Source organism: Candidatus Paralachnospira sp. LCP21S3_A2, from assembly GCF_052118925.1.
Lineage (GTDB): Bacteria > Bacillota > Clostridia > Lachnospirales > Lachnospiraceae > Lientehia.
Map to the genome: position 1 here is coordinate 1 of NZ_JBQKGG010000018.1, position 20,140 is coordinate 20,140.

Annotated in this window: 24 protein-coding genes, 1 pseudogene and 1 riboswitch; of the genes and pseudogenes, 8 read left to right on the top strand and 17 right to left on the bottom strand. The window is 51.6% G+C overall.

The window, feature by feature from the left end; translation table 11 throughout:
- From ACTQ3K_RS10915 to ACTQ3K_RS10955, 9 genes are all read right to left on the bottom strand, one after another.
- The coding region (locus ACTQ3K_RS10915; RefSeq protein ID WP_441567897.1) for an AAA family ATPase at window positions 1-1,533 on the bottom strand (1,533 nt) is incomplete at its 3' end.
- A 2-nt stretch (window positions 1,534-1,535) separates the two neighbouring features.
- Window positions 1,536-3,125, bottom strand: coding sequence for a DEAD/DEAH box helicase (locus tag ACTQ3K_RS10920; RefSeq protein ID WP_441567898.1), 1,590 nt, complete (start codon window positions 3,123-3,125; stop codon window positions 1,536-1,538).
- A complete protein-coding gene (locus ACTQ3K_RS10925) occupies window positions 3,125-3,574 on the bottom strand; it encodes a hypothetical protein (protein ID WP_441567899.1) in 450 nt (149 codons plus the stop codon). The genes ACTQ3K_RS10920 and ACTQ3K_RS10925 overlap by 1 nt, the downstream gene beginning before the upstream one ends.
- 14 nt (window positions 3,575-3,588) lie before the next feature.
- Window positions 3,589-4,758, bottom strand: a complete 1,170-nt coding sequence (locus ACTQ3K_RS10930; protein ID WP_441567900.1) for an ATP-binding protein — start codon at window positions 4,756-4,758, stop codon at window positions 3,589-3,591.
- Window positions 4,758-6,059: a chromosome segregation protein SMC gene (locus tag ACTQ3K_RS10935; protein ID WP_441567901.1), complete on the bottom strand. Its 1,302-nt coding sequence runs from the start codon at window positions 6,057-6,059 to the stop codon at window positions 4,758-4,760. Before ACTQ3K_RS10935 ends, ACTQ3K_RS10930 begins: the two co-directional genes overlap by 1 nt.
- Window positions 6,043-6,237 (bottom strand): hypothetical protein, encoded by a 195-nt coding sequence (locus ACTQ3K_RS10940; protein WP_441567902.1) that lies wholly within the window; start codon window positions 6,235-6,237, stop codon window positions 6,043-6,045. Before ACTQ3K_RS10940 ends, ACTQ3K_RS10935 begins: the two co-directional genes overlap by 17 nt.
- A 67-nt stretch (window positions 6,238-6,304) precedes the next feature.
- A complete protein-coding gene (locus ACTQ3K_RS10945; protein WP_441567903.1) occupies window positions 6,305-6,445 on the bottom strand; it encodes a hypothetical protein in 141 nt (46 codons plus the stop codon).
- A complete protein-coding gene (locus ACTQ3K_RS10950; RefSeq protein WP_441567904.1) occupies window positions 6,438-6,572 on the bottom strand; it encodes a hypothetical protein in 135 nt (44 codons plus the stop codon). Before ACTQ3K_RS10950 ends, ACTQ3K_RS10945 begins: the two co-directional genes overlap by 8 nt.
- Before the next feature lie 31 nt (window positions 6,573-6,603).
- Window positions 6,604-6,759 (bottom strand): hypothetical protein, encoded by a 156-nt coding sequence (locus ACTQ3K_RS10955; protein ID WP_441567905.1) that lies wholly within the window; start codon window positions 6,757-6,759, stop codon window positions 6,604-6,606.
- Window positions 6,760-6,910: 151 nt separating this feature from the next.
- On the opposite strand from ACTQ3K_RS10955, the gene ACTQ3K_RS10960 reads away from it, so the two are divergent.
- Window positions 6,911-7,327, top strand: coding sequence for a hypothetical protein (locus tag ACTQ3K_RS10960; RefSeq protein WP_441567906.1), 417 nt, complete (start codon window positions 6,911-6,913; stop codon window positions 7,325-7,327).
- Here ACTQ3K_RS10960 and ACTQ3K_RS10965 read toward each other — a convergent pair.
- The 3 genes from ACTQ3K_RS10965 to ACTQ3K_RS10975 all read right to left on the bottom strand — a co-directional run bounded on the left by ACTQ3K_RS10965 (window position 7,320) and on the right by ACTQ3K_RS10975 (window position 8,240).
- Window positions 7,320-7,652: a hypothetical protein gene (locus tag ACTQ3K_RS10965; protein ID WP_441567907.1), complete on the bottom strand. Its 333-nt coding sequence runs from the start codon at window positions 7,650-7,652 to the stop codon at window positions 7,320-7,322. The genes ACTQ3K_RS10960 and ACTQ3K_RS10965 overlap by 8 nt on opposite strands.
- A gap of 149 nt (window positions 7,653-7,801) precedes the next feature.
- Window positions 7,802-7,987 (bottom strand): hypothetical protein, encoded by a 186-nt coding sequence (locus ACTQ3K_RS10970; RefSeq protein WP_441567908.1) that lies wholly within the window; start codon window positions 7,985-7,987, stop codon window positions 7,802-7,804.
- A gap of 43 nt (window positions 7,988-8,030) precedes the next feature.
- A complete protein-coding gene (locus ACTQ3K_RS10975) occupies window positions 8,031-8,240 on the bottom strand; it encodes a helix-turn-helix domain-containing protein (RefSeq protein WP_441567909.1) in 210 nt (69 codons plus the stop codon).
- Window positions 8,241-8,390: 150 nt separating this feature from the next.
- On the opposite strand from ACTQ3K_RS10975, the gene ACTQ3K_RS10980 reads away from it, so the two are divergent.
- From ACTQ3K_RS10980 to ACTQ3K_RS11010, 7 genes and pseudogenes are all read left to right on the top strand, one after another.
- Window positions 8,391-8,822, top strand: a complete 432-nt coding sequence (locus ACTQ3K_RS10980) for a helix-turn-helix domain-containing protein (RefSeq protein ID WP_441567910.1) — start codon at window positions 8,391-8,393, stop codon at window positions 8,820-8,822.
- A 9-nt stretch (window positions 8,823-8,831) separates the two neighbouring features.
- Window positions 8,832-9,275 carry an ImmA/IrrE family metallo-endopeptidase gene (locus tag ACTQ3K_RS10985; RefSeq protein WP_441567911.1) on the top strand — a complete coding sequence of 148 codons (444 nt, stop codon included), beginning with the start codon at window positions 8,832-8,834 and terminating at the stop codon, window positions 9,273-9,275.
- Between the two features lie 18 nt (window positions 9,276-9,293).
- Window positions 9,294-10,232: an exonuclease domain-containing protein gene (locus ACTQ3K_RS10990; RefSeq protein WP_441567912.1), complete on the top strand. Its 939-nt coding sequence runs from the start codon at window positions 9,294-9,296 to the stop codon at window positions 10,230-10,232.
- Window positions 10,216-10,512, top strand: coding sequence for a LexA family protein (locus ACTQ3K_RS10995; RefSeq protein ID WP_441567913.1), 297 nt, complete (start codon window positions 10,216-10,218; stop codon window positions 10,510-10,512). Before ACTQ3K_RS10990 ends, ACTQ3K_RS10995 begins: the two co-directional genes overlap by 17 nt.
- Window positions 10,513-10,525: 13 nt before the next feature.
- Window positions 10,526-11,266, top strand: a complete 741-nt coding sequence (locus ACTQ3K_RS11000; protein WP_441567914.1) for a Fic family protein — start codon at window positions 10,526-10,528, stop codon at window positions 11,264-11,266.
- A gap of 224 nt (window positions 11,267-11,490) precedes the next feature.
- The gene (locus tag ACTQ3K_RS11005; protein ID WP_441567915.1) at window positions 11,491-12,948 is read left to right on the top strand and encodes a recombinase family protein; all 1,458 of its coding nucleotides are present in this window, start codon (window positions 11,491-11,493) and stop codon (window positions 12,946-12,948) included.
- A 60-nt stretch (window positions 12,949-13,008) separates the two neighbouring features.
- Window positions 13,009-13,539, top strand: a pseudogene (locus tag ACTQ3K_RS11010) (manganese catalase family protein); the annotation flags it as partial.
- 71 nt (window positions 13,540-13,610) lie between these two features.
- Here ACTQ3K_RS11010 and ACTQ3K_RS11015 read toward each other — a convergent pair.
- From ACTQ3K_RS11015 to ACTQ3K_RS11035, 5 genes are all read right to left on the bottom strand, one after another.
- Window positions 13,611-14,969 (bottom strand): alanine/glycine:cation symporter family protein, encoded by a 1,359-nt coding sequence (locus tag ACTQ3K_RS11015; protein WP_441567916.1) that lies wholly within the window; start codon window positions 14,967-14,969, stop codon window positions 13,611-13,613.
- Between the two features lie 117 nt (window positions 14,970-15,086).
- A riboswitch (glycine riboswitch) is annotated at window positions 15,087-15,204 on the bottom strand.
- 83 nt (window positions 15,205-15,287) lie between these two features.
- Complete coding sequence (locus ACTQ3K_RS11020; protein WP_441567917.1) at window positions 15,288-16,223, bottom strand: M14 family metallopeptidase; 936 nt, start codon at window positions 16,221-16,223, stop codon at window positions 15,288-15,290.
- A complete protein-coding gene (locus ACTQ3K_RS11025) occupies window positions 16,220-17,149 on the bottom strand; it encodes a M14 family metallopeptidase (RefSeq protein WP_441567918.1) in 930 nt (309 codons plus the stop codon). The genes ACTQ3K_RS11020 and ACTQ3K_RS11025 overlap by 4 nt, the downstream gene beginning before the upstream one ends.
- A gap of 176 nt (window positions 17,150-17,325) precedes the next feature.
- Window positions 17,326-17,565 carry a polya polymerase gene (locus ACTQ3K_RS11030; RefSeq protein WP_441567919.1) on the bottom strand — a complete coding sequence of 80 codons (240 nt, stop codon included), beginning with the start codon at window positions 17,563-17,565 and terminating at the stop codon, window positions 17,326-17,328.
- Window positions 17,566-17,627: 62 nt separating this feature from the next.
- A complete protein-coding gene (locus ACTQ3K_RS11035; protein ID WP_441567920.1) occupies window positions 17,628-20,057 on the bottom strand; it encodes a helicase C-terminal domain-containing protein in 2,430 nt (809 codons plus the stop codon).
- Window positions 20,058-20,140: the final 83 nt, after the last annotated feature.

Consider the following 20,140-nt stretch of genomic DNA (forward strand, 5'->3'; position numbering starts at 1 on the left):
GTGGTGGCAGTAGATCACCGCACAGCCTAGCTCCGTGCAGACCTTGTCGAACTGGTTGCAGAAGTTTGCCATCTGATCGGCGCTATTTTCGTCTCCGGTAATGACTTTGTAGATCGGGTCAATGATAATGGCCACGTAGTCCTTTTTCGCAGCTCTCAGAATCAGCTTCGGCGCCAGCTTATCCATGGGCACCGATTTTCCTCGAAGGTTCCAGATGTCAATGTTTTTCAGGCTTTTAGGCGGAAGCTTTAGCGCCTCATAAACGTCCTTAAATCGGTGCAGGCAGCTCGCCCGGTCAAGCTCCAGGTTAACATACATCACCCGGCCCTGCGCACAGTGCCACTGGAGCCATTTCTTACCCTCAGCGATGGCAATGCACAGCTCGATCTGTAGAAACGATTTTCCCGCCTTGGACGGCCCGGCGATCAGCATCTTATGGCCCTTCCGCAGCACTCCATCGATCAGGCAGGGCGACAGCTCCGGCAGATGGTCCCAGACACTGTCCAGGCCTTCCGGTTCCGGCAGGTCGTCATTGACGCCCTCTATCCATTCATACCACTCATTCCAGGACTGCTTTCCAATGTTGGTATCCACTAGGAACTGCTTCTTTCCTTCTCGTGTAACGCCGGGCATTCTGGACAACCTGGACGGGTTCTTGTTCTGCGTGTCAACCTCTAAGCCGTTCTTCTGGCAGACCTCATACAGATAGTCCACACGCTTGCGGTATTCTGTGCTGTCCGCTGCATCCACCCGCACAATGGCATGCAGGCTCTTTTTCCCAGAGAATACCAGGCAGGCAATGGGAAGCTCCAGCTCCCGCAGGATCGCGTTCTGTTTCCCGATTTCCATGTGGTCGGATTCCACCAGCGCATACCGGTATTCCGTCACATTGACATTCTTACAGCCGTTCCCGTCTAACGGGTTGAAGCGGATCCATGCCCCTGCCTCCGGATTATAGTCGCCCAGGACGGCGCCGATGTCACCTTTGCACTGGTTTAACTGCTCGATCAGCTGTCCGGCTGTCCGGTCATAGTTTCCCCGCTGCGGAAGCCAGCGCGTCCCTTTTTCATCGGTGCGCTCCCAGCTTTCCGTCACATAGCCGACATTCTCCCCGGCTTCAAACAGGGTTTCCAGATACGTGATCAGCTGCTTTTCCGGTTCCCACTTCTCCGGCTCCTGAATCTCCTGTTCCTCGATCCATTCCCGGTTTACAACCACGCGGTCGCTGTCCGTCTGGATGCTGTCATTCCAGTCAAGCTCATGGCCCCTGTCCGGCACCCATCCCTGATCCAGAGCCATCTGCACGATCGTTCCGCCGGTCACCGGGGCAGAGGAGCCGGAAAAGCTCCTCCATTTCTTCTCGCACTCCCCGGTGTGGTAGCGCCCGAAGTCGCGCCTGCTCCAGTCCTCCCAGACAGAGACCGGATAGCCCTCCAGCTTCAGAGCCATCCCGACATTGACCCAGCCCTGGTAATCCAGGACGGACGGATCGATATGGGTTAAGACCTCTGCCAGGTTTGTTTTCTGTTCCATGTTCATACTCCTTTATATTCCTGCGGAACGACGCCTTTCGGGATCTTCCAGCCGTTTGCCGCGATCCGGTCGATCATGTTCTTGGCTGTCTCAAACGGCCAGGTACCGACATGCTGGAACCCGCGGCTTTCTAAAAAACGGATCTGTTTCGGAGTGGTAAGCCCTTCATTTCTGCGTCTGTCCAGCCGGTCCAGGATCTTCGCCGCCTTTCCGGCGTTATCAATCTGATCCGGCAGGATCCCCATTTTCTCCAGTGCTTTCTTCTGGTTTTCCGATGGCGGCGCCATTTCCCAGCCAAACGACGGGACATATCCAGACAGGTCTTCCGCCTGAATGCTCATCTCAAACTGCAGGGGATCCACCAGCTTTTTCTTCCGCCGCTTCATCTCTGCCAGCTGTTTTGCCAGGGCTTCTTCCCTCTGCGCCACCACATCTTCCGAGGCCGTCTTTTCTGCCTCTTCGATGTCCACCGCCAGGCCGGCTTCTTTCTCCAGATTCTCTGTCATCTTCTGCGCTACTTCCTCGTTTTCGCAGATCAGGCTTGCCGGATGGCAAAGCTCATGGCGCTCCGTGTGCCACAAAAAGTCCAGCAATAGCAGGTGATCCTTCCCGGTCTCCGGCGACAGCCTGGTACCGCGTCCCACCATCTGGCAGTACAGACTGCGCACCTTTGTGGGCCGCAGCACTACGATACAGTCCACCGATGGGCAGTCCCAGCCTTCTGTCAGAAGCATAGAGTTGCAGAGCACGTTATAAGTTCCGGATTCAAAGTCTTTCAGGATCTCTGCCCTGTCCGGGCTTTCGCCGTTGACCTCGGCTGCCTTAAATCCATGGCTGTTTAGCAAATCCCGGAACTTCTGGCTGGTTTTAACCAGTGGTAAGAACACCACGGTCTTCTTTTCTTGGCAATACTTCTGCATCTCGACCGCAATGCTCTCCAGATACGGATCCAGTGTGGTTCCGATATCGCCCGCCTTGAAATCCCCGGCCTGTACGGATACACCGCTCATATCGATCTTAAGCGGGATCGTCAGCGCCTTGATCGGCGACAGATACCCCTCTTTGATTGCCTTTGGAAGCGTGTATTCATAGGCCAGCGATTCAAAATAGGAGCCAAGGTTGCGCATATCGCCACGGTCCGGCGTTGCGGTCACACCAAGAACTTTTGCCTCCGGGAAATGCTTCAGGACACGCTGATAGCTGTCCGAAATGCAGTGGTGCGCTTCGTCAATGATGATGGCTCCGAAGTAATCCTCCGGGAAGCTTCTCAGACGCTTGTCCCGCATCAGGGTCTGGACGGATCCGACGACCACACGGCTCCAGCTACCTTTGCAGGAGATTTCCGCTTTTTCCAGGGCACAGCTGAGCCCGGTTGTTTTCCGGATCTTATCCGCCGCTTGATCAAGCAGTTCTCCCCTGTGTGCCAGGATCAGGACTCGTTTTCCCTCACCTACGCAGTCTTCCGCTACCTTAGCGAAAACAATGGTCTTTCCGCAACCCGTAGGCAGAACGAGCAGGGTCTTTAAGATCCCGCTCGCCCACTGCTCAAAAATCGCGGCTCTTGCAGCCTCCTGGTACGGCCTGAGTTCCATCAGAATTTACCCGGCGTAAAGGCCGGCTTCGCTGCGTCTTTCGGATACAGCTTTTCGATCCGGTTGAACATCTTGCTCGGATCCTTAAGCCCCGGTTCCTGGGTGATATGGGCTCTTACTGTCTTTCCGGGAAGCGCTCCCCAGTTCATGCGGATCTTTTCGCCCTCCTTTTTAAGACCGGTTCCGCGGAACAACTCCGACAGCTTCCACTCCATTCTTTCATGCAGGATATAGTTCTCGCGGAGCGATACTTCTTCGCCATGATCCCCGTATACGGTAAAGTACACGATCGCCATGTTGCAGGGCGGGAGCTTTCCTTCTCCCTTGGATCTGCCGCGGTCTACCTTTTCGATAGCTGCATTATAATCCCCTTCCGGGAGCAGGATAAACTCCTGCGCATCGCTCTGGATCTCGTCGTCCCATCCAAATTCTCTTCCTTCTACTGGCATGTCATATTCCTCCTCTAATTAAACGGTATGGATTCCTGTTCTTTCATCTGCTTGATGGCTGCATAAACCTGATCCCAGGACGCCACCAAAAGCCCTTCAACAATACCGGGATTCACGGTGTCATAATCTCGTACTGGTGTGCCCTGCGGTACATATCCCTTGGCCTCGACTACGTTCTGGATATCCCACTCATCGACGCCATACGCCTGCATCAGATCCCGCAGGCACTTCGGGATTCCCGGGTCGATATTGCTTGCCACCTCCTGGGTATTAAGCGGCAGGTTCATCTGCTGGCCGTCCGGTGTCGGGTCCGGTGCTTTCGGTTCAGGCGCAGGCGGCGGTGTGGGCTGTACCGGTGCAGGTGCTTCCGCAGGCGGTTCCGTAGGTGTCTTTGGCGCTGCGGCCACCGTTTCCTGCGGTGCCGGTTCCGATACGGTTGCAGGCCGTTCTGTCCGGTCCTGCTCAATAATGGACGCGATCACACTGTAATCAAACGGTGCCTCATCGGGCAGGCCGTAACGGTTTTTCGCGTCCCAGCAGGCGTGGTGGGTCGTATACATAACCCGTTCCCCGCCCTGTGCTTTCCGCTTCTGCCCCTTGTCGTCCACGGCAACGGAAAAGGTCTTATAATTGGCGAAGAGTAACATGTCCGCCCACTCTTTAATGAGCGGAGATGTCTGGGACTGGGTCTTTTTCCCCAGCTTTAACTCCCACCGGTCATAGGCGCCCAGCTCGTCCGGCTGCTCAAACTTTCGGATCTGCGCATGGGCCGTCAGTACTACATTGATGCCGGCCTCCACGACTTCAGAAAGCTTATTCAGGAAACGCCCCAGTTCTTCTTTTACATAGACGTAGCCATTCCCATACCCGAAATCCTCAATGCCGCTCTTGCGGTGCTTGCTGCAGATGTGATCGATGCACATGGATTCCGCCCAGTCGATGGTATCAATAACCAGCGTCTTGCAGACTCCCGGTGTACGGCGTGCATAATCCACCTGTTCTAAAAGCATCTGCCAGCTTGTAGCCTTGGGAAAGCGTGCTACGTCCATAGCGTTCGTGCTACCTTCCGTATCGATAAATACCGGATCCGGAAACCGGCTTGCAAACGTAGACTTTCCGATGCCTTCCGGTCCGTAGATCACAATCTTCTTAGCGCACGGGATCCTCCCTCTGATGATCTCCATTAAAATACTCCTTTCTGCCAGCTCTTCGGCTGCGGAGTGGCCTCCTCTGCAGGCTGATCCGCGCCGACCACATAACCGTCCTCAATCAGAATGCTGCATTCTTCTCCGGTACTAACCCTGGTGGCAATTGCCTGAAGCCCCTCAGCCTCCAGCCACGCCCCGAACTCTTTCAGGTTGTCCAGATCCATCTGTTCCAGCTTGTCCAGCAGCACAAAGCCGCACTCCGGGTTCAGCTTCCGCACGATTGCAGTGGCCACTTTCAGCCGGTCGGATCCGGACATGTTGTCCCACTGCTGCCCCTTATAGATCAGTTCCCCGTCTTTAACCGACAGCTCCGGAAGCGGAAGCTCTGCGGTGTTCAGTAATTCCGTTTTTCTGTCCCGGACTTTAGTGATCTCCGCCGTCAGGCTGTTGTACTGCTCCCGGTAGGTTCTGGCATCGTCCTCAGCCTTATCCTTATCAAGGTTCGCCCGTACCTTCCGATTCGTCTCCTCAATATTCTGGAGGCTCGCTTCCAGTTCTGCGGTGGATTCGTCACGGAGATCTACCGCGTCTTTGCTGGCAGTCATAAGATCCTGCTCCACTTCCCCCAGTTGATCCCGCATACGTTCCAGTTCCTGTTTCAGGTCTTCAACCTTAGTCTCCAGCATGGCCTTCTTTGCTTCCAGCTCTGCCTTCTTTTCCCGCTTTCGCTGGTTCTCTCCATTTCGTGCCAGGATCTCCTGCTGCTGTCGGATCAGCTCCGATGGAGATACCAGTTCCTTCGGTGCTTCTGGATAATACGACTGTTCCTTCGCATACTTTTCCTTCTGATCCGCGATCTGGCCGATGGTCCGCCGCCGGTCATACAGCTCCTTCTCCTGCGCTTCCAGCCGCTCCAGCTGGTCTCCCACGCCGATGATCTTAAGCAGCGTCTGCGCTTTCTCTTTTCCGCTGCATTCCATAAACTTCGGCAGATTCAGCGCCAGCTTTTCCACGAAACTGTCCAGGAGCTGCTGTCCTGCTTTCTGCCCGGACGGATCCGTGACCTTTAAGGTGCTGTTCTTCCCTTTCCGCTCCACGATTAAGCCATTACTCATGACCACCCGCAGGTTCGGCGGGATCACTGATCCCTCGCGCACAGCTGCGGACGGGCGGAACGCCTCTCCACCAAGGGCCCAGGCGATGGAATCCAGCACCGAGGTCTTTCCCTGGTTATTGCGGCCGCCGATGATCGTCAGCCCGTTGGCTGTCGGCTCCATCTTGACTGCCTTGATCCGCTTAACGTTCTCAATCTCCAGCTTGTTAATCTTCATAGACATCTCCGTTTTCCTCCTCCAGTGTCATTCCAAGGGCTGCCGCCACATCTTCCTTCCGGATCATGCAGACATCTCTATATTTTCTGTTTAGATCTTTCTCAAAGATCTTCGCCCGGTTCACGACCTCCATGATCTGGTCGTATTTCTTCAGGCTGATTGTTACAGTTTCCGTGATTTCCATTTGCATATCCTCCCAGATTTGATATACTGATGTTGTATAGTTGCTTTTGCCCCTTATGTAGTTGCCGCTACTGAGGGGCATTTTCATCGTCTTCTGGCATTGTGATCTCCCCGTTGTTGATCACAAAATCAATTCCCAGCACCTCATGATAGATGTACGCCGTCTCCAGTGTCATCACTTTGTAAAATTCTTCCTTGATCTCAACCATTCTCTTTCTCCTTTCTGTTTCGCCGCTTCCGATTTTTTAGCCATGCCCTCACCTCCTCCTGGATCCAGCCGATCAGCAAGATCAGACCGAGAAATCCGTAAATTACATAGATCAGATCTAACTTCACTGTTTGTTCTCCTTATCTCCCCTCGCGGGGCCTATGCTTTTGTTCTTGCCTTTGCTCGTTCTCTCGGCACCCAGCCGATTGTACCGACTGCCCGGTCTACAATGTCTTTCAGCACCTGCTGCCGTTCTTCTTCTGTCATTTCCACCGGATTCTTGTTCCGGTCTTCAATTACCAGCACTACTTTCATCGCAGCACCTCCCTCTGTATGGTATTCCGTGATCTGCTATCTGGTTCCTGTGTCTCTGTTGACTTTTTACGGCTTTGCTCCACAAAATCCTCGCTCTTGTTTTTCCCTTTTGATTTGTTACAATAAAGGCAAATACTTGGAGGTGATTTTTATGGATCTTATCGTATTAAGTGATGATTCTTTGCAGCTTTTAACACTCTTGGCCAACGATCCCGAGCATGCTCACGGATCTGATGAGGCCATCAGCCAACTTTCTTCTTATGGGCTAATTGATGTCCACATATCTGATGTCGGTTATTCCGGAGATACTCCGTATACCAAATACAGCGATCCAAAGATCACAGAATTTGGGAAGGGATATCTCTCTGCCTGGTTACGCGATGAGCAATTCCGGGAAGATATACGCCGACAGGCCAATGCCGCCGAAAAGCAAGCCGCCATTGCCATGGAACAATCAGATGAAGCCAAAAAGGCATCCAAGATTGCTACTACCGAGTCTGTTATCGCACTGGTTGTTTCTGTGCTTGCCCTTATCTTAAGTTTCCTGCAGACTTTTCATCTTACTTAGCCAGGAACATCGCTAAGCATGTAATAATTATTACGATTACCGCCGTAACGGTGCTGGAAATCGACAGGATTTCCGCCCACTTCGTCATGTTGTTCGCTTCTTTTGTTTTTTTCATTGCCTCATTGCTGAGTTCACTGATGCGTTTAAACTGCTCGGATAATTCTTTATAGCTCGGAGCCGGTTCCCATTTGAGGACCGGTTCCTTCTTTTCTTCGGCCGATCCGTTCTTTTTAGGGGCTGTCTCCGGGATCTTTCCGATCCCTACATCTGTTTTTGTTATCCAATGCGGATTTTTTTCTGCTTCTCTGTACTTTTTACTTACCATTTTTTCACCTCCACCATATCATCGCGGCCAAAACAAACAATGCAATTATTGTCGTTGCCATTCCGGCAATCTGGGCGGTTTTTGTCTGACTTGCCATGTCTTCCACTTTCCGCAGCCGTCTCCACATCTCATCGTTTTTTTCTTGCTTATCAGGACGCCGTATCGTTTCTTTCCGGTTCGTCCGTCTGATCCGCATACCCCTCTGCCACAAGCCGTCCGTCCTTTGTCCAATACTGGATCACTGTGCGCAGAGGGCTTCCCTCCCCGTTCATCTCTTTGATGATTTTCACCTTGACCAGTGACGTTTCCTTTACGTATACAATGCCTTTTTTCACCACATTCTCTCCTCCTACCTGCTGTCCTCCAGCAATCATTCGATCAACAGTGATTTTCGGCCGTAAAAAGATAATCCATGCTTAATTTAGGAAAATACTTATCATGAATTTTAAAAGCCTCTTCCACAGTAAACGGTGTATCACCGTTGATTTTATTTGACACGCTGTTTCGATGAATCCCTAAGAGACCAGACACATCTTCCATAGAGATTCCTTTTCGTGCCAGCTCCGCTTTCAAATTGGAATATTTCATCTTCTCCCTCCTTTTAGTACGCATTTGCGTGTTCATGTATATAAATTACCACTCATTTGCGTATATGTCAACAATATTTTTTGCATTTGCGTAATTTTTTGTTGATTCACACACGCAATCGTGGTATATTCGGTTTAGGAGGAAAACAGTATGGGTATAGGTATTGGAAATAAGTTAAACGATTTGCTGTCTGAGCGAGGAATGACCGTTACCGAACTTGCTCGAAAAATAGACGTTGCTCCTACAACTATCTATTCTATTATCCAGCGAAATAACAAAAAGGTAGATATTGACGTACTTATCAAAATAGCACGTGTCCTCGGTGTGAATGCTGAATACTTTGGTGATGTTCGCGCCAACAGCGATGATCATTTAACCGCAAAAGATAATCGCGACATAGCTAGAGATCTCGACCGTATTATGGGAGAAATAAAAAGCGGTGACAATGGGCCTTTATATTATAATGGAGTGGAAATTGATCAAGCCTCAATCGGACTTTTGCAAAATGCTATTGAATATGCGTTACGAGAGACTAAAAAAGAGAACAAAGTGAAATACAATCCCACCAAAAACAAGAAGTAGGTGATTTGTTTGGGAAATAATATGAGCCAAATAAAACGGCTTGTTCGATACTACACCAAAATGACCGGAAGCCGTGACCCTGTTGTAATATCTAACTATATCGGGATTCGCATTGCCATAGTGCCATTGGGATCTATCGCAGGAAATTATATGCTTCTAAAACGCAAACGATGGATCTTCATTAACGAAGATATTCCTACCGACAGCCCAATATTCAAGGTTGTTGTTGCTCATGAATTGGGGCACGCATTGTTACATCGAAAAGAAAATTGTGCTTTCATTCGGAATAAAACACTCTTATCAACTAGCCGGATTGAGCGCGAGGCTAATACCTTTTCCGCCCACTTGCTCATCAGCGATGATATGCTATCATCTTGTGACGGTATTACCGTGGATAGTTTTCATCGGTCCACTGGCTATCCTGCTGAGCTGATCAAACTCCGGATCAAATAATAATCCAAGGAGGTTCTTATGAAAAATTCTTCTCGCCCAGATAAGGGACTTAGTTTAATTGCTTCGCCTTCTGCTTATACGGTCATTGATCTTGAGACCACCGGCTTATCCCCAGACTATGACGCAATCCTTGAATTCGCTGCCATAAAAGTCAAAAACAATCAGATCTGTGATACGTTCTCGTCCCTGGTTAATGATCAGGCCTATGTTGATGACTTTATCACTGATTTAACCGGAATAACGCAGGATATGATTGATTCCGCTCCGCCAATCCTTGAAATATTCCCTCAATTTCTTGATTTTGTTGGAGACGACATTGTCATTGGCCATAATGTTAATTTTGATATTAATTTCCTGTATGATAATTCTGTCCGTATTTTTAATCGTCCATTTTCTAATGATTTTGTTGATACCATGAGGCTTTCCCGCCGCTTGTATCCACAACATCGTCATCATCGCCTTTCTGATGTTGCCGATTATTGCAATATCCAAGTCAATGACCTTCATCGCGCTCTTGCTGATTGTCAGCTCGCTTTCGGCTGCTACAATGCCTTGGTTTCTGATATCGTACATACTTACCATACTTTTGATGCGTTTGCCCACTCTGTTCTTGTTTCTTCTCACGGAGTGCGCGCATCTGATATTTCATCTTCGGTTTCCGATTTTGATATATCGCATCCTTTTTACCAAAAGACCTGTGTATTTACCGGGAAACTGGAAAAAATGACTCGGAAAGAGGCTATGCAGATAATCGCTGATGTCGGTGGAATCAACGGCGACAATGTTACTCAAAAAACCAATTATCTTATTCTTGGCAACAATGATTACTGCAGTACCATTAAGGACGGAAAAAGTTCCAAACAGAAAAAGGCTGAATCCCTTAAATTAAAAGGACAAGACATTGAAATACTCCCTGAGAGCGTCTTTTACGATATCATAAATGATTATTCTGTTTGATTTACAAATCCATGCTTCTCCCCGCACGGGCATCACCATCAACGTTTATGGCCGTGTGGCTGCCGGGATCCCGCTGGAAATGATCGAAGATGTGATTTATACCGAAGAAATCCCGGAAGAGCTGGCAAAGACCGGAGAGTTCTTTGGGCTACAGATCCACGGGGATTCCATGGAACCACTTCGAGCCGCTGGCGGTTGCGAAGATGATGAAATAAACTGTGTGGGACTCCAGACGGTTAGACTGCTGCCTGCGATAATGAGAAATAACATTTGCACATAAAGGAGGTTTTCACATGTCTGCTGCTACTGCATTTATTCCGTTTCTTCTGGACCGTTTTCAGATCGAATGGAAGCGGCGTGACCGCTCCGGCGTCTACGGTTTTACCCAGCGGCTGATGGCCTACAATTCCAACAAAATTGAAGGCAGTACTTTGACCGAAGAACAGACCGCTTCCCTGTTTGATACCGGCACACTCCCCAAGTCCGATGATTATTATCGGGCAAAAGATGTGGAGGAAATGAACGGTCACTTCCTGATGTTCAATAAAATGCTGGAAACGCTCGATCAGCCGCTCAGCCAGGATCTGATCAAACAATTTCACTACGAACTGAAAAGCGGGGTCTTTGAAGACCGGGCCAACGGCTACGCCATCGGTGACTATAAAAAACGTCCGAACATTATCGGAATGTATGAAACCGTGCTTCCGAGTAAGGTCCCGAAAGAAATGGATCTGCTCCTTTCCTGGTATGAAGGTCAAAATGTAACCTTGGAGGTTCTGGCCGAGTTCCATGTCCGCTATGAAAATATCCACCCTTTTCAAGATGGCAACGGAAGAACCGGCCGGCTGATTCTGTTCCGCGAATGTCTGCGGAATGATATTTCTCCGCTGATTATTGAGGACGTGCACCGGCCTGAATATCTGGAAGCTTTAAAAGAATACCGGGAAACGAAATCCATCATAAAGATGGTTTCTCTCTTCCAACAGGAACAGGATTACTACCGGAACCGCTGCCAGTATTTCATGAGCGAATAAACCTTGATTTAAAACAGAAAAAGCCGGCCCCTGCACCACCAGGAACCGGCCAAGATATACCATCCGAAGATGATACACCCCACAACTAAGCGCAGGAATATTGTATCATCTCCGGAACAGCCACGCAAGCGGAACATTAGTTCGCTGGCTGTTATTTTTGTACTCTTTTGCAGGCGGCGGCCTGAATCTGCTGCCCCAAGCATAACATATACGAGGTGATCAATATGAAAAACGGAGCGCTGTATGTGCGCGTGAGTACCGACAAGCAGGAAGAGCTTTCCCCGGATGCCCAGCGGCGACTGCTGCTGGAATATGCCAAGAAGAACGATATTGTGATCAGCGCCGATTACATCTATACGGAGAACGGAATTTCCGGACGGCATGCCGACAAGCGGCCGGAGTTCCAGCGCATGATCGCGGCGGCCAAGTCCGAGGAACACCCCATTGATGTGATCCTGGTCTGGAAGTTCTCCCGGTTTGCCCGGAATCAGGAGGAAAGCATCGTCTACAAGTCGCTGCTGAAAAAGCAGTGTAATGTTGATGTGGTCAGTATCAGTGAGCCGCTGATCGAAGGGCCGTTCGGCTCTCTGATCGAGCGGATCATCGAATGGATGGACGAATACTACTCGATCCGGCTGGCAGGCGAAGTTATGAGAGGCATGACGGAAAAGGCAAGACGCGGCGGCTACCAGGCAACCACGCCACTCGGCTATCAGTACAACGGCCCCGGAACCGTGCCGACCGTGCTGGAGGACGAAGCGGAAACGATCCGGTACATCTACCAGGAATATGTCCGCGGCGTTGACCGCACCACCATCGCAAGGCGTCTCAATGACATGGGACGAAAGACCAAGCGCGGCAACCTGTTTGAAAAGCGTACCGTCGAATACATCCTCCGGAATCCGTTTTATGTTGGAAAAATCCGATGGAACCGGGCACCTCATTCCGCTTACCAGGATAACCCGGACGATGAAATCATCATTGCTGATGGCGCTCATTGCCCCATCATTGCCCCGGAACTGTTCAATCGTGCAAAATCCCGTCTGGACTCTGAAAAGTGCGTCTACAAGGCGCGTAGCGTGTCAGCATGCCGTCACTGGCTGTCCGGTCTGGTGCGCTGTCCCATCTGCGGCGCATCATTAACCTACAGCGCAGGGAAGAAAAGCTGGAACTGCTGGAAATATGCCAAAGGGTTCCACCGCGGCTCCTGCCATATCTTCGACCGTGTGTTGACTGCTGCCATCCTGCACGGGCTGGAAGAGCTGCTGGCCGGAAAGGACTTTGAATATGAGTACCGGCCGCCGGCGGCACCGAAGACCATCAGCCGGCTGGCCGAACTGCAGTCGGAGCTGGCGCGGATTGCCACCAAAGAAGAACGGATCCGGCTGGCTTATGAAAATGGGATTGACACTCTGGAGGAATATAAGAATAATAAGCTCCGGTTACAGAAGGACCGGAAGCGCCTGGAAGAAGCGATTGAAAAAGAATCCGGAACGGATACAGAATCAAAGAAGCCAGGAAAGGAAGAAATCCTTTCCCGGATCCATACGGTGTATGATATGGTGGCATCTGAAGAGGTCGATCAGGTCACAAAAGGCAATCTTATGCGCTCTTTATTTGACCGGATCGTCTATGATCCCAAGACAGAGACACTGCGCTTTTACATTGTTGTCACTTCCTAGCAAAAAAGTCCGGGAACCCGCATAAAATAAGGGTTTTTCGGGCTTTCTCTGGTACCGTGATACGGCGGCCCGGACGGAGAATCCGGTGCCGCCATGCGTTACCTTTCCCAGCGCTATGCCATGCCCTATAAAGAGGGCAAGGCGGTGCTCACCGATATCGCTACCGAGGAGCTGGGACATCTGGAGATCGTAGCCTCCATCGTCCATCAGCTCACCCGCGGTCTCACCGCCGAACAGCTGGAGGAACAGGGCTTCGCTCCTTATTATGTGGATCACACCGCCGGGATCTGGCCTCAGGCAGCAGGCGGTGCTCCATTCTCCGCAGCAGAATTCCAGTCCACCGGCGATCCCATCGCCGACCTTTACGAATCCATGGCGGCGGAACAGAAGGCCCGCTTAACCTACGACAACATTCTCCGTCTGGTAAAGGATCCCGAGGTCTGCGATCCGATCCGCTTCCTTCGTCAGCGGGAGATCGTCCACTTCCAGCGGTTCGGCGAAACCCTGCGGATCGTTCAGGATCATCTCAACGCGAAAAACTTCTATGCCTTTAATCCGGCCTTTGACAAAAAGGAAACCGGCTGCGGCTGACGGAAATAGACGCACAAAAAAACGAGGGTGTGGCTCAGTATGAGCCACACCCTCAGATCATGTTATCCGGATTATTCTTTTTCCGTCTGCTTTTTGCCGGAATATTTCTTACACATTCCTACAACCGCTCCGCTCAGCACCAGAAGTGCCAGTACGTTGGGGATTACCATCAGTCCGTTAAAGAAATCGGACAGGGTCCATACCAGATCCACCTTCAGGGTAGAGCCCACAATAATGAATGCCAGAACCAGTACGGAATACACCGCAACTGCTTTCTTTCCGAACAGGTACTGAACATTGATCTTGCCAAAGAAATGCCAGCCCAGGATCGTGGAAAAAGCGAAAAACAGAAGACAGATTGCTACAAAAATATCACCGAATCCACCAAACCGTGTGGTAAACGCCGCCTGGGTCAATGCCGTTCCCTTTTTTCCGCACTCCAGCACACCGGAGGTCAGAATCGAAAACACGGTCAGATTCAGAATAATAAAGGTATCAATGAAAACACTGATCATAGCACGAAGTCCCTGCTCATGAGGGTTCTTTGCTGCCGCCCTTGCGTGTGCATGAGGAGTGGAACCCATACCTGCTTCATTGGAGAACAGGCCTCTTGCCACACCAAACCGGATCGCCTCCCGCACCGTGATGCCGGCGCCGGCGCCCAGAACTGCCTTGGGGCTGAAGGCACCCTCAAAGATCATACGGAACGCATCGGGAATCTTAGCTGCGTTGGATAAAATCAGCACCAGACTTCCGATAATATAGATTCCGGCCATGAACGGCACGATCTTTTCCACAACAGCAGCAAGACGGTTTGTTCCGCCTAAAAAGATCACACCGGCGATCACTGCCAGAACAATGCCCACTGCCACCGGCGGTACATTGATATTTCTGGAGGTGAAGACCTCTGAAAACGCTGCTCCGATGGAATTAGACTGTACCATATTTCCCATAAATCCAAGGGCCAGGATAATAAATACAGCAAACAGTCCCGCCAGGATCTTTCCAAAGGTTCCCTTAAACGCTGCTTTTATGTAGTAAATGGGGCCGCCGGTCACTTCACCGTCCACGGTAGTTTTATACTTCTGGGCCAGTGTCGCCTCCGCATAGATGGTACCCATGCCGAAAAATGCCGACAGCCACATCCAGAAAATGGCACCCGGTCCGCCGCCCAGAAGTGCAGTTGCCGCACCGGCCAGATTTCCGGTTCCGACCTGTGCCGCAATGGCAGTTGCCATGGACTGGAACGGTGTCATTTCCCCTTCTTTTCGTTCATGCTTGTGTCCCATGCTTCCAAACACCAGGTGCCAGCCCTCCCGGAACTTTCTCACCTGGATAAACTTGAGCCGGATCGTAAAGTAAATCCCTGTACCACAGAGAAGTACGATCAGCAGTACATTCCACAAAAAATCATTTGCCTTGTTCAACATTCCTATTCTCCTCACATTCTTTGTTTTTCGGTGATCCGGAATCCTGCTCCGTATCCCTTTCCTTTTCCAAAACAAAAAGAGCTGATAGTCATCAGCCCTCTAAAGAGTAGAACATTGCCTTATTGCCCTGTCCTTTTGCCTGAGAGATATACAGAACCGGTGCCCCTTCCGTTTCTGCTTTACACCTTCGGCGTCCTGGCACAATCCTGTGCAGGAACTCTCCAGAGTGTCGGTTTTAGCCGACATAGAACACCATAGCATAAAGTTCCGGAATTTGCAAGCAGTTTTGTCTGTCACATTCAAACAACTGTTTCTGTCCTACAGATGCAGCCTGCGGATAATCTTAAATAATACCTGGCTTTCAGAAACCAGCGAAGCTCCGTGGGCAAAAAACAGGATTCCGTCCGTAGGTGACTGGATCCTGCTGAGCACCGTTCCTTCCTGAGAATGCAGCACCTCTCCCAGAAGATCCCCCCGCCGTACCTCATCTCCGGGATTCTGAAACCGCCGGTAGATCCCTGCCGCATCACTGCGGACAGACATCAGATCCTGTTCGTACAGGACGGTCGCAATATATCCGCCGCTGCTGTTATAGCGCAGGATCCCCATGCGGGTCAGGAATCGCAGAACGGCCGACACTGCCCGCTGGGCAGACACTTCATCTACCTGATCCGTTCCGTTGGCATAGATGGAAAATGCGCTGGTATCCCACATCTGCCAGTGATAATTCAGGGTGGAGGTATCTAATGCATTGGGCTTTCGCACCATCACATACGGCAGGCCGAACAGGTTCGCCAGACTGGGATTCTGATAGCCTGTCTCCATCATACGCACATGAGGCACAAAATCTCCATCCATGTAAAAGCTGGTAAACTGAATCCCGTAGCTGTACTCCCGGATCTCCCGAAACAGTCCATCAGCGATCCGCTGGGTTGGCTCCCCGTTTTCATAGCCGGGGAAGCGCCGGTTAATATCCGTCTGATCCACCGTCCAGAAACGCTTTCCTACATTCATGGAATAATGGTTCACCGACGGCACCACCAGGATTTCCTTTCCTGCCGCGATGGCGCCATGCTCCTCCAGCTCCGAAAGAGCCCGCACAAGCTGAGAACAGATATACATCTGCTGCACCTCATTGCCCCGGAGGGCGCCGACAATGCAGGCCGCCTTTTCACCCTTTCCGAACCGATATCCGTAAATATTCATCTGGTCCCGGTACAGCGCCCGGAACGAATACAGGACCTCTTTTTTCATCGCACCACACCTCCAAAGATCCTGGCAATCAGAGAACCGTCTGTCACCACCGGGTACTCCCGCATGGTGAAAATAAGCCCCGTAAAAGGTGCGCGCACCACTTCCTGCTCCGTTCCGTCCAGCGGGCTTACAATGCGTCCAACTGGCTGCCCCTTCTGAATGGTCTTCCAGTGGGAGGCCTCCGGCAGAAAAATGCCCTCTCTGGACGCCCGCAGTGTCGCAGTCCGTCCCTCTGTAGACAGGATCGGCGTCCGCACCGGCGAAACCGCTCCGTCCCAGATCCCCAGTTCCTTCATGAGACGGAAGATCCCGTCCACCAGCTGGTTTCCGTACTCCATGCTGATCCGCAGACCGGTTCCCATCTCCACTGCCAGCGCCGGGATCCCGCCTTTATTTAAGCTGTAGACCAGGCTCGCCTCCGTCACTGTGGTGGCTGCACTGATCCAGATATAATCCATGTTTAAAAGCTTTGCCATGGGGAGCAGCGCTTCTTCATTCTCCGGATGGATCCGTACCTGGGGCACCTCCCGGAGAAACACATTGCTGGAATGAAGATCCAGACAGAGATCCGCGCCGAGAATATCATCGACCACCTGTGCCGCCAGATATTCCGCCATAGAGCCGTCCGATGCCCCCGGAAACAGCCGGTTCATGTCCAGATCCGAGATGGGGATCTCCCTGGAAACCGAATTGATCCCCAGCGGGTTCACCGCCGGATAAAGATCCACGATCCCCTTTAAATGCTTCTTATCCGCCTCGATCCTGCGCGCCAGCTCATAGCAGACATACTGGCCCTCCAGCTCATTTCCGTGGATTCCCGTCACAATACACAGACGCTTTCCGTTTTCGTCTCCGCACAGCCGGTTCCGCTTTAATTCCAGGCTCTCATCCACCGGAAGCTTCACACTCGCTACTGTCTCCACCATCTCATTCACCGCCGTTTCTCATTCTGCCCTGATGTCAGAAAAGCCCATTACAGAGATTGCCCTCCCCTGCACTTTGCTCACATCAAAACAGGACGCCCAGCTTCCCGAGCGTCCTCACTCTTCTATTTCCAATCCTTTTCAGGATCCTATTCTCTCCCAAATGGAAGAAGCCTTCCTTAGGCTTCTCCGTCGTACATGAACATTACGAGTTTCTGTACATCCTCGGGCTCATGTGCGATCAACTCCATCTCACCGATGGTGTTGTCCTTGAATACGCCAGAAAGCGCTACATACTGGGTCAGCTTGGATTTCAGGTTCAGTCTGTCTCCCTCATCGGTTACCAGCTCCACTTTTCCCTTGCATTCATCAATCACCTTGAAAAACTTTTCAACATCTGTGATATTCTTGACCTTCATAGTTACTTCTCCTTTCCTGTTCGGTTTTGATCCGTTGGCTTCATCCCCCGGACACTTGTCTATCATACCATGTTCGTGGGAATTTGTAAATAAATTTCACGATTCTTCCAGAACGTTCCCACCGCTTCCTCCAGTCCTTCATACTCGATCACCTGGCAGTCGGACCATTCCCTTGGAAACAGCCCGCGGTATTCATCGGTGAGAAAACGGTCATCCAGAAGAAGGATCACGCCCTCGTCGGTATCGGTGCGGATCACGCGGCCGGCAGCCTGAAGGACACGGTTCATTCCGGGATAACGGTAGGCATAGGCAAATCCGTCCTTTCCATGGGCTTCATACCAGCCACGAAGCATTTCCCGCTCTGTACAGATCTGGGAAAGTCCCGTTCCCACCACCATCACACCGATAAGCTTTTCACCGGTCAGATCGATCCCCTCGGAAAAGATCCCGCCCATGACACAAAGTCCGATGAGGCTCTGCTCCCGGTTCTCTGAAAATGCCCCCAGAAACGTTTCTCTCTCTGCCTCCCGCATATGAGACGACTGAACAAAGAGATCTGCCTCCGGCTCCCGCTCCTTCAGCACCTGATAAACCTCCTCCAGATACGCGTAGGACGGGAAAAATACCAGATAATTGCCCTTGTGAATCCCAGACGCCGTCAGGATATAATCCGCGATCCGCTCATATTCCCGTCGGTTCCGCCGTCTGTAGCGGCTGCTCACATCCCGGCCCACAGCCAGAAACCGTTTCTCCTGCGCAAACGGCGACGGAACATAGACCGCATACTCGTTCTGATTTCCGCACAGCAGCTCCTTATAGTAATTCACCGGAAGCAGCGTTGCAGAAAAGAATACCGTACTCTCTCCCTTCTGGAGACAGAGCCCCAGATTGGCCGCCGGGTTGACACATAACAGACGCAGAAGAAAGGAATCACGGCTGACCGGCTCCGTATAAAGCTTATAGGAATCATCCCACCGGTCATACATCGTTAAAAAGTGCCGGATCGACAGATACAGATTTCCGAAAGTCTCGTTTCCGTCCATGACACGAAACTCCTCCTGAAACTTCTCCATCTCGCTGAAGGCCGCTGCCAGCGCAATCGCAAAGGTTCCCAGATTCTCCCGTTCCATGGGCCCGTCACTCTCCCGCTTCATCTCCAGTAACAGCCGGTTGCAGCGGGAAAGCTTCCGTTCCAGTGCCGGGCTGTACGGCTTCACCAGCAGGCGGACCGCCAGAAAATCCTCTTTGTAAAGGGACGCACTGTACATCTCTCTGGCCCGGTCCGGCAGGTTATGCGCCTCGTCTACCAGAAACAGATAGCTTCCGTCATTTCCGTCGGCAAAATACCGCTTCAGCTGGACATTGGGATCAAACACGTAATTATAATCACAGATCACCACATCGACCCAGTCGCTTAAATCCAGGGAAAACTCATATGGACAGACATGATACTGTTTTGCCCACGCAAGGATCTCCTCCCTGCCGGCTGACTGGTGTGTATGGATATAATCAAAGACCGCTTCATTGACTCTGGAAAAATGACCCCTGGCATAGGAGCAGGCCTCCGGATTGCACTCCGGCTTCTGATCCTCACCGGCCATGGGGCAGAGCTTTTCCTTTGCCGTCAGCGTGATGGCGGATGCCCGCAGTCCATGCGCCCGCAGCGTCTCCATACCCTCCTCCGCCACCGTTCTTGTAATGGTCTTGGCCGTCAGATAAAAGATCTTCTCTTCCAGCCCTTCTCCCACTGCCTTCACCGCCGGAAACAGCACCGCCATGGTCTTTCCGATGCCGGTGGGTGCCTGAATAAACAGGGTTTTCTTTTTCTCCATGGCCCGGTACGCCGTCACCGCCAGATCCCGCTGGCCGGGCCGGTATTCAAAGGGAAATTCCAGATCACGGATCGATGCATTACGCTCCATGCGGTGCTGATACAGAAATCGTGCCCACATACCGTACTGTTCTGCCAGACCGCGGACATAGCTTCTGATCTCCTCCGCCGACAGCACCTCTCGGAACCGCCGGAGCTCCTCCGTCTCCATCTGGCAGTAGGTGATCTGAATGATCACAGAATCCGTCCCCGGCGCATCCTGCTCTTCTGTCTGAAACGCCCCGCCTTCCAGCGCCATATAGGCATAACAGACGGCCTGCGCACGGTGAACCGCAAGAGGCTCCTCCAGCCGGCTTAAATCCCAGTAGACGCCTTTGATCTCGTCCACTGCCGGAAGCTTTTCCGCATGGAACAGTCCGTCGGCGCGCCCCTCCAGGGACAGAACGATCTCGTCCAGGACAAACTCCGCCTTTAAGGGGACCTCTGCACGGTAACCGCTCCCCATGGAACGCTGAATCTTCCTGTGGATCCTGGCTCCGGCCGCCATGGCTTCCAGTTCCCGCTTTCCCCTTCTGCGGCTGTCGATATCACCGTCCCGCAGAAGAAATTCCACCAGATTTCTCACCGAAATCCGTATTCGGTTTTCCTCTAATTTTGCCACGGCCTTCCCTCCCCTCTCCGGATCTGATTCACAGTCACCTTTCGTTTACAGGCCACAGATCTTTCCCGGACGTTTCTTTACCG